The sequence below is a fragment of the Paenibacillus sp. JSM ZJ436 genome, from assembly GCF_044383795.1.
Lineage (GTDB): Bacteria > Bacillota > Bacilli > Paenibacillales > Paenibacillaceae > Paenibacillus_AQ > Paenibacillus_AQ algicola.
This window is the reverse complement of sequence record NZ_JBISEO010000052.1, coordinates 1-509: the sequence shown is the minus strand read 5'-3', so window position 1 is coordinate 509 and position 509 is coordinate 1. Positions and strand designations below refer to the sequence as shown.

Genomic DNA, 509 nt, shown 5'->3' with positions numbered 1-509 from the left:
TCCCCATTCGGACATCCCCGGATCAAAGCTTGCTTACAGCTCCCCGAGGCCATTTCGTCGTTCGCCACGTCCTTCATCGGCTCCTAGCGCCTAGGCATCCTCCGTGTGCTCTTAGTAGCTTAACCTGATCGCTCTGGTTTGCGGTAATGTGCTCTCTTGTTCGCCTGTTTCTTGATTATAATAAACCAAGGTGGAAACAGGCTCACAAAGGATCTCATTTCCTCAAACCTTCGCTGCTACATTTAACTTCCTTGGTCATTCTCATGACACAAGATCAGCTTAAAGGATCTTTCTAAAACGCAAATTCGTTTCGTTATCTAGTTTTCAAGGATCAAGTGATGAAAGCTGAGGACGTTCACGGCTGTGACGCTTCAGGCTTCATCTTTGAGAGTTGAACTCTCAAAACTGACCAACGAGTGAGTTGGTTCTTCACCTGTGGTGAAGAGGTTGGCTTTCCTTGCGGTCCGCCTCTTTGAATGCTTCCGTTGCAGGAAGCGATTCTCCATAGA

General features: G+C 47.5%; 1 rRNA gene. It reads right to left on the bottom strand.

Annotation, left to right across the window (positions count from 1 at the left end):
* A 23S ribosomal RNA gene (locus ACH6EH_RS20205) occupies positions 1-125 on the bottom strand; the annotation flags it as partial.
* Positions 126-509 lie beyond the last annotated feature (384 nt).